Origin of the sequence: Stenotrophomonas pictorum JCM 9942 (assembly GCF_001310775.1) — a bacterium.
In the GTDB taxonomy this organism is placed as follows: domain Bacteria; phylum Pseudomonadota; class Gammaproteobacteria; order Xanthomonadales; family Xanthomonadaceae; genus Stenotrophomonas; species Stenotrophomonas pictorum.
Map to the genome: position 1 here is coordinate 1 of NZ_BAZI01000287.1, position 3420 is coordinate 3420.

3 protein-coding genes and 1 pseudogene are annotated in these 3420 nt (G+C 67.3%); 1 reads left to right on the top strand and 3 read right to left on the bottom strand.

Going from position 1 to position 3420, the window contains the following annotated elements; genetic code table 11:
• Nucleotides 1-112: 112 nt before the first annotated feature.
• Nucleotides 113-1318: an endonuclease/exonuclease/phosphatase family protein gene (locus JCM9942_RS12485; RefSeq protein ID WP_054660047.1), complete on the bottom strand. Its 1206-nt coding sequence runs from the start codon at nucleotides 1316-1318 to the stop codon at nucleotides 113-115.
• 37 nt (nucleotides 1319-1355) lie between these two features.
• A complete protein-coding gene (locus JCM9942_RS12490; RefSeq protein ID WP_054660049.1) occupies nucleotides 1356-2111 on the bottom strand; it encodes an arginyltransferase in 756 nt (251 codons plus the stop codon).
• Between the two features lie 151 nt (nucleotides 2112-2262).
• Between JCM9942_RS12490 and JCM9942_RS12495 the strand changes: the two genes are divergently transcribed.
• Nucleotides 2263-2829, top strand: coding sequence for an EF-hand domain-containing protein (locus JCM9942_RS12495; protein WP_054660051.1), 567 nt, complete (start codon nucleotides 2263-2265; stop codon nucleotides 2827-2829).
• Between the two features lie 104 nt (nucleotides 2830-2933).
• Here the strand turns inward: JCM9942_RS12495 and JCM9942_RS12500 are convergent.
• A pseudogene (locus JCM9942_RS12500) lies at nucleotides 2934-3420 on the bottom strand (RNA polymerase subunit sigma-70); the annotation flags it as partial.

Below are 3420 nucleotides of genomic sequence, written 5' to 3' on the forward strand. Positions count from 1 at the left end.
GCGCGCGACGCGGCGGCGGCGATCGGTATCGAGCTGCGCGGCTGAGCAGGCGCGGCGTTGCAATGAAAGACGCCGGCGATTGCCGGCGTTTTTTGTTCAGGGTGGAGGCGGGTCAGCGCACGTCGACCCAGACCAGGTGATGGTCGCTGCCATCGGCGATCTTCGCCTCGGGACGGTCGCTGGCCGGCCAGAACACGCCGCTGCCCACGTGCTGGAATCCGGTCGAGGGCAGCACATAGTCCAGCCGCATTGTGCCCGAGCGCGGGCCGAAATCGCCGGTGGCATGCTGTGGCGCGCCCTGGCGGAGCAGGCCCTTGCCGGCATACCTCAGTCCGGTCTCCTCGGCGCCCTTGCTGCTGGGCGTGGGGTAGCGCAGCACGCGCGGATGTTCGAGCAGTTCGAGGATGCCCTCATGGCGGCCATCGCCATCGACCGGGTCATTGTTGAGGTCACCGACGATCACAAAGCGCGCGTCGCCGGCCAGACCGCCGCAGCGGTGCTGGTCATCGCACAGCCACGGCTTGTCGCCGCCATCCAGATATTCCTTCCACAGCCGCAGTTCGTCGTGGTTGCGGGCGGCGTTGCGCTTCTCCTTGCCATCGAACACCGGCGGAGTCGGGTGCGAGGCCAGCACGTGCACGGTGCCCAGCGGGGTCTTCACCGGCACATCCCAGTGGGACTTGGACGACAGCCGCAGCTGTGACCAGACCGTATCGTTCCAGAACGGGGCGCCGCTTTCCGGATCGACCGGGCGCAGTGCGCCGGGCATCGTGCTCCACTTCAACAGCTGGAAAGTGCGTACCGCCGCCGCGTCGATCGGGTACCGGGACAGCACCAGCATGCCGTACTGGCCCGGGTGCAGGCCGTAGCCCCAGGCATCGTTGCCGCGGTCGCGGCCGGTGCCGCCGATCTCGCCGTTGTTGTCCAGATCCAGCCCGCTGGGCACGCCGGTGTTGACCGGGGCCAGGTAGCGGTAGGCGTAGTGCAGCGGCTGGCCGCCGCCAGGCTGGGCGACTTCCAAATAGCGCTGCTGGAACAGGTCGGCCGCACGGTGGGCCTCGTCGAAATCGAACTCGTTGAGCAGCACCAGATCCGGGCGGGTCTGCTGCAGCACCGCGGCGATCTTGCGCGCATGCGCGCTGTCGCCCTGCAACTGGCGGATCAGTCCGCCGGTTTCATCCGAATACAGCGAGGTGTTGTAGGTGGCCAGACGCAACTGGTTGGCGGAGGTGTCGGGCATCGCGGATGTCCGCTCGTCGGTTTGTGCGCAGGCGCTGCACAGCAGGGCAGCGGCGGCGATCAGGGCATGGGCTTTCATGCCGCTATTGTGTACCGGTTGAGGTGTCAGGCGTTTGTCAGGGGCTGTCCGGCAACGCGCCGAAATCGACCCAGCGCCGGCCGTCATAGGCCTCCAGCGGCTGGTAGCGACGTTTGTAGTCCATCTTGCGGTGGCCGCGGATCCAGTAGCCCAGGTACAGGTGCGGCAGGGCTTCGCGCTGTGCCCACGCGATCTGCTGGAGGATCGCGTAGGTGCCCAGGCTGCGCGCCTGCTCGTCCGGGTCGAAGAAGGTATAGACCGCCGACAGCCCCTGCTCGGTGACATCGGTGACCGCCACCGCCAGCAGGCGTCCGCGCTGATCGTCGATCCGGGCGGCGCGGACTTCCAGGAACCGGCTGTGCGGCCAGCTGCCGATCAGGAACTGGTCGAACTCGTGCGGACCGTGGTTGTCCATGCCGCCGTTGGCATGCCGCTGGCCCAGATAGCGCTGGTACAGCGCGAACTGTTCCTCGGTACGTTCGGCCGGCACCACCCGGCATTCCAGATCCGCATTGCGTGCCAGGCAGCGGCGCTGGCTGCGGTCGGCCAGGAAACGTTCTGCCGGAATTCGTACCGGCACACAGGCGTGGCAGTGGGCGCAGTGCGGGCGGTAGACCAGATCCCCGGAACGGCGAAAGCCCCAGCCCAGCGCGGTCGGATACAGCGCCCCGAGCCGGGCGTCCTGCGGGTCCAGCACCAGGTCGCGGGCCTGCCGGTCCGGCCAGTAGCCGCAGGGGTGCTCTCCTGTCTGGAACAGGCGCAGCTCTTCGTTCGGGTTGCCTTGCAGTGCCATGTCCACAGCATAGCCGCCAGCGGTCGCAAATCCTGCGCCTGTCTGAGTGATGAATACGGCCCGGTTCGTGGTCAACGGCGCAGGCCACCGCGCGTTGACGGTAACGAGGACGCACTGTCGCGTCCGTTCCACCACCCCAGGGAGTCATACCATGACCCGACGCAAGCCCCTTCTCCTGCTGGCCACGTTGCTGGCAACCTCCGTGACCGGCCTGGCCGTGGCCGCCAGTCCGGCCCCGTCCAAGCCGATGGCGCCGCGGATGGATACCAACGGCGACGGCGTGATTGATCGGCAGGAGGCCGCCGCGCATCCGCGTCTGGCCCAGCGTTTCGACGCGCTGGACAAAAACAAGGACGGCAAGCTGGCCCGCGATGAGATGCCGGCACCCCGTCATGGCATGCGCCACGGCCGTCATCATGGCGGTCGCGATGGCGGCTTCATGATGCGCGGCATGGATGCGGACAATGACGGGCGTATCAGCGCCGCCGAGTACCGCGCCCACTTCGACAAGCTGGATGTCAACAAGGACGGTTACATCGACCAGGCCGATCGCGTGGCCCGGGCCGAGCAGCGTCGCGCCGAATGGTTTGCCAAGGCCGATACCGACAAGGACGGCAAGCTGAGCCCGGCCGAGCTGGAGGCGTCGCGCAAGGATGGCCCGCGTGGCGGGCATGGCGCGCATCGCGCAATGCCTTCGCATACGCCGGCGGCGAAGTAGGTACTGGCCAAGCAACCAACGACAACACCCCCGCTGGACTCAGCGGGGGTGTTGCGTGTGTGGCGTTCAACCTTGCCGGAAATGCAGCAGCTGCGTGCGCTGGCTTACTTGGTCAGTAGTGAGAACAACACCGCGCCCACCGTGAACACGGTGGCGCTGACCATTGCGGTGCGGCCGAACATGCTGCGATAGACCCAGCTGGGTCCAGTGCGACCATGACGGGCCGCATCGCGTGCCAGCATCGGTGCCATCACCCGCGGCAGGGTGACCAGGTACTGGTAGTTCAACGCGATCATGCCGGCTGCCATGATGCCCAGGCCTGTCGCCAGCCCCAGGTTCAGCACCACCACGGCCAGAATGCTGCCGCAGAACAGCACGGTGGTCACGTTGTGCAGGCGCAGGAAACGACGGACCCGTTCGCGCTCGTCGGCGGTCTCCGCATAACGAAGCAGGTACAGGCTGGCAATACACGCCGTGAGCATGCCGATGCCGATGCCGACGGCGATCAGCCAGAGGTCGTGCGGGTTGTGCATCAAGCTGTTGGCGACGGCACCGATCGACCTCCGGCGGCGCCGCCGCTGACGGTGTTGG